The sequence below is a fragment of the Streptomyces sp. NPDC104831 genome (genome assembly GCF_055583025.1).
This window is the reverse complement of sequence record NZ_JBVJOT010000129.1, coordinates 1-4,581: the sequence shown is the minus strand read 5'-3', so window position 1 is coordinate 4,581 and position 4,581 is coordinate 1. Positions and strand designations below refer to the sequence as shown.

General features: G+C 72.6%; 3 protein-coding genes. 2 read left to right on the top strand and 1 reads right to left on the bottom strand.

Features of this window, described 5'->3' with window-relative positions; translation table 11 throughout:
- Window positions 1–82: 82 nt before the first annotated feature.
- Entirely contained in the window at window positions 83–1,069 is a 987-nt protein-coding gene (locus ACZ63H_RS38425) for a hypothetical protein (RefSeq protein WP_469873095.1), read from the top strand.
- A 366-nt stretch (window positions 1,070–1,435) separates the two neighbouring features.
- Window positions 1,436–2,821, top strand: coding sequence for an NADP-specific glutamate dehydrogenase (gene gdhA, locus ACZ63H_RS38420; RefSeq protein ID WP_469873094.1), 1,386 nt, complete (start codon window positions 1,436–1,438; stop codon window positions 2,819–2,821).
- A 396-nt stretch (window positions 2,822–3,217) separates the two neighbouring features.
- Here the strand turns inward: gdhA and ACZ63H_RS38415 are convergent.
- Window positions 3,218–4,581 (bottom strand): hydroxysqualene dehydroxylase (locus tag ACZ63H_RS38415; RefSeq protein WP_469873093.1); only part of this gene is annotated, 1,364 nt, incomplete at its 5' end.

Genomic DNA, 4,581 nt, shown 5'->3' with positions numbered 1-4,581 from the left:
ATACGAGCCGACCTCCACCTCGGACTGCTCCAACTCGCCTGCAGCATCATCTGCTTGCGACGACTCCGAAGATCATTCTGAAATGATCAGTAAGATCTCCGAGCCGAGCACCCAGGGGGGCAACATGGCCATCGACCCAGTCGACACCGTCGCGCCGGCGAAGTCGAAACCGCAGCGGTACAAGCGTCTGAAAGAGCGTCACGAGGCGCTCGAGCAGCGATGCGCCGAGGAGGACGCCGCCCTGCGGAAGGCGCGGCAGGCGCTCCACGACGAGGCCCTCGTCCCCTTCCACGAGCTGCTTCGGCGCCTCAAGCACGTGGACCTGGCCGAACCGCCCGCGATCGAAGGCCCGACCGTCCACGAGGAGGAGGGCATCGATTTCCCACGGCCGCGCGGGAGCGCCGTGCCGGCCGCCGTCGTCAAGCTGGCCGGCGGCGCGGCCCTCGGGGTGGCCGGCCACCTCGTCGTCGGCCGTGTTGCCGAGGCGGGCACCCTGCGCGTGGTGCGTACCTTCGGCACCGCTTCCACCGGCAGGGCGATCAGGACCCTGCACGGGGCGGCCGCCCGCAGCGCGGCGTTGGCGCGGTTGGCCGGGGGCTCCAAAGCCGTCGGCGGCGGCGGGACGGCGGGCGGGACGAAGGTGCTGGCCGGCATCCGGACCACCTCGGCCGGCCTCTGGCGGGAAGTCGTCGTGAGGTGGCAGGCCCAGGCGCTCGCGGACGCCCGGCAGCACAGGGCGAGGGACCTGGAGCGGTGGAGCGAGGCGTTGGACGCGGCGTCCGCCCTGCACGAGCGCAGCACGGCCCTGCGCGGCGTCCTGCAGGACCTGCGGTCCCTGCTGGTACGCGGGCTGCCGTCACTGACCGCGCTGGTCGAAGCGTGTGACGACTTCGCCCGGTACGACCCTCGTCGGCGCGCGGAGGTGGCGGCGATGACGGATCTCGCCGGCCTCGCCGGCCTGGTCGTGCAGTGCCCGATCGCCGACGCGGACGGCCGGGTGACCGAGGAATCGGGACGGGTCGTCGACGACGTCCGGGCCTGGCTGCGGGCGAGGGAAGCCGGAGCGTGAGTTCCGTACCCCGGCCGGTCCGTGCGGAAAGGCGCACGACGGCGCCCGGGCCGGAAGCCGGCGGGAACGGCGACACCGCGGCGCCGCCCCGGCGGGCCGGTTGTCCTACGGGGCCGCCACGGGAGAACCGGTGACGGAACGCCAGGTGGTGCCGGGCATGGCCGCGGGGCCGCAGGGCCGCCGCGACAGCCTGTGATCTCAGACTCCGGACAGTTGCGTGACCATGCTGGCCTCGGGGTTTACACAGGGGTAACACTGAGGGGCCGGCCGTTCCCGGAGGCCAGGATGACACCTGACGAGGGGTCCGGGGCGGCCCGTCCTGCGCGCGGCAACGGAGCCGGGCGCCCCTTCACCGGTCTCGTACCGGTGACAGCCGTGCCAGAGAGGGACCCTGTGACGACCCGAGACCAGAGCAAGACCCGACTCGACGCCCTGCGTGTCGAGATCGAGCGGCGCAATCCCGCCCAACCCGAGTTCCACCAGGCCGTGCACGAGGTGCTGGACACCCTGGCGCCGGTGCTGGCGGCACGGCCGGAGTTCGCCGAGCCAGGCCTCATCGAGCGGCTGTGTGAGCCGGAGCGCCAGGTCATCTTCCGTGTGCCCTGGCAGGACGACCAGGGACGCGTGCACGTCAACCGGGGCTTCCGGGTGGAGTTCAACAGCGCGCTCGGCCCGTACAAGGGGGGCCTGCGTTTCCACCCGTCCGTCAACCTCGGGATCATCAAGTTCCTCGGTTTCGAGCAGATCTTCAAGAACGCGCTGACCGGTCTCGGCATCGGCGGCGGCAAGGGCGGCAGCGACTTCGACCCGCACGGCCGCAGTGACGCGGAGATCATGCGGTTCTGCCAGTCGTTCATGACGGAGCTGTACCGGCACATCGGTGAGCACACCGACGTGCCGGCCGGTGACATCGGGGTCGGCGGACGCGAGATCGGCTATCTGTTCGGGCAGTACCGGCGGATCACGAACCGCTGGGAAGCCGGCGTGCTGACCGGCAAGGGAACGGGGTGGGGCGGTTCGGCGATCCGGCCCGAGGCCACCGGGTACGGCAGCGTGCTGTTCGCGGCGGCCATGCTGCGCGAGCGCGGCGAGGACCTGGAGGGCCAGACCGCGGTCGTCTCCGGCTCGGGCAACGTCGCGATCTACACCGTCGAGAAGCTGCTCGCCCTCGGTGCCAATCCGCTGACGTGCTCGGACTCCAGCGGGTACGTCGTCGACGAGAAGGGCATCGACGTCGACCTGCTCAAGCAGGTCAAGGAGGTCGAGCGCGGGCGGATCAGCGAGTACGCCGAGCGGCGCGGGGCCTCGGCCCGGTTCGTGCCGGGCGGACGGGTCTGGGAGGTGCCGGCCGACGTCGCGCTGCCGTCCGCCACCCAGAACGAACTGGACGGGAACGACGCGGCCACGCTCGTGCGCAACGGCGTGAAGGTGGTCGCCGAGGGCGCGAACATGCCCACCACGCCCGAGGCGGTGCACCTCTTCCAGCGCGCGGGGGTCGCCTTCGGCCCCGGCAAGGCCGCCAACGCGGGCGGGGTCGCGGTGAGCGCCCTGGAGATGGCGCAGAACCACGCGCGGACGGCCTGGTCGCCGGCCCGGGTGGAGGAGGAACTGGCGCACATCATGCGCGACATCCACGCGACCTGCCACGAGACCGCGGAGCGCTACGGCGCCCCGGGCGACTATGTCACCGGCGCGAACATCGCCGGCTTCGAACGGGTCGCTGACGCGATGCTCGCCCAGGGCGTGATCTGACGCGGACGACCGCTCCGCGCGCGGCCCTCATCCCTTCGGCCTCACCCATGGGCCGGGACCGGACGGGCCGGGGCCGGGGCCGGGGTCGGGGCGCGGCGGCATCCGCCGGCGCCGCCCCGGCCGTGGCCCGTCCGCCCGGGCGATGACCGGGATGCCGGAGGCCGCCGAGGCGAGCGGCACCGCGGCCACGCCCACCGGATCGCGTGCGTGTACCGTGCGCGATGCCCTCGCGCGGCACCCCGGCCCTTCCGCGCGGAGGCGGTCATGTCACGGCACCTCTGCGCGCGAGCCGTCTCCGGCACTTCGCCCCGGCCGCCGGGAGAGCGGACCGACACACCTCGGGACCGGGGGCGTGCGGCTGCCGGAGGCCGTGGGGGTCCGCGGTGGCCTGTCCGCTCAGCCCAGGTCGAAGGTGTTGGGCAGGCCGAGCCGGTAGCGCAGCTCGTCGACGCGCTTGAGGGGCTCCAGTTCCCCGGGGCGGTACAGCTCCCAGATCCGGCACCGTTCGGCGGGCGAGCCGTCCCGGTCGAGGAGCGCGTTGACGGCTCGTCGCGCCGACTCGTTGGCGCCCTCCATCGTCGCCAGGTCCACGTCCGTGCGGACGTAGTCCCCGGCGAGGAAGAAGTTCGGCACGGCGGTCTGCGCCGACGGGCGGTTGTACAGCGTGCCCGCGGGGTGCACCAGCAGCGGCTCGCGGTTTCGCGGGTCGGGGCCGCCGAGTCCTGTCACGGCCGGGTCCATGAACCAGGCGATCCGGTCGGCGTCCGTGAGCGTCGTCTTGCCGGCGTCGTTCAGGGCGTCCTTCAACTGCGCCCAGCACTCCTCGACGATCTCCTCGCGCGTGCACTCACGGGCCGTCCTGCCGTACAGGATCCCCGGCTTGTCCCACTCCGAGACGATCGCCGACAGGCAGTCGCGGGCGCGTCCGTCGCCGTAGTCCTCCGGGAAGTCCCGTGCGTCCCAGAACTGCGCCTGCCCGATCGCGGTCACCGACCACGGCGAGTCGAGGCAGTTGACGTGCCCGTGGACGACGGGTGTCGGCGTGCGCAGGTAGAACTGCACACCGGTCATCCAGTCCGTCTGCAGCGCGTCGCACCGGGCGAGCTGCGGGTCGGCCGCGCGCAGCGCGGGACCCCAGGTGCGCCGGGCGTGCTCGACGGGCATGGCGGAGACGTAGTGGTCGGCGGTGACGGTGTGTTCGCCGCTCCCGTCACGGGCCGAGACCCGCACGCCGGTGACGCGCCCGCCGTCGTAGAGGACCTCCCGCACCTCGGTTCCGAGGACGAACCGGACGCCCAGCGAGCGCAGGTGCGCGGACCAGGGGTCGATCCACGCCTCGCTCGTCGGGGCGTTGAGCACCCGGTCGATGTCCGCGTCGCCGTCCATGCCGCGGCCCAGCAGGCCCCACAGCAGCAGTGCCTCGATGATGACGCGGCCGACGGTGCGGGTGGAGGCGACCTCGGCTCGGGTGGCGACGAGGTTGCGGGTCTGTCCGATGCCCAGGAGCGTGCGGTACTCCTCGCTCATCCGCTCGGCGCGGATGAAGTGCCACCAGGAGGTCTTCTCCCACTGGTCCTCGCGGCGCGCGTCGCAGCTGGTGAGGTGGACGAGGACCCGGTCGGCGAAGTAGGCGGCCTCGTGCGCGGGGAGCCGGCTGCCCCGGTCCCGGAAGGAGAGGAGCTGGTCGCGGATCCCCCAAAGGGTGATGTTTCCAGGCAGACCCGAAGAGGGGCCTGTCGGGAAAAAAGTTTCTCCCCCCC

Excerpts from the sequence above, each read along its gene's own strand:
- ACZ63H_RS38425 (WP_469873095.1), top strand. The coding sequence starts at position 83 with ATGATCAGTAAGATCTCCGAGCCGAGCACCCAGGGGGGCAACATGGCC.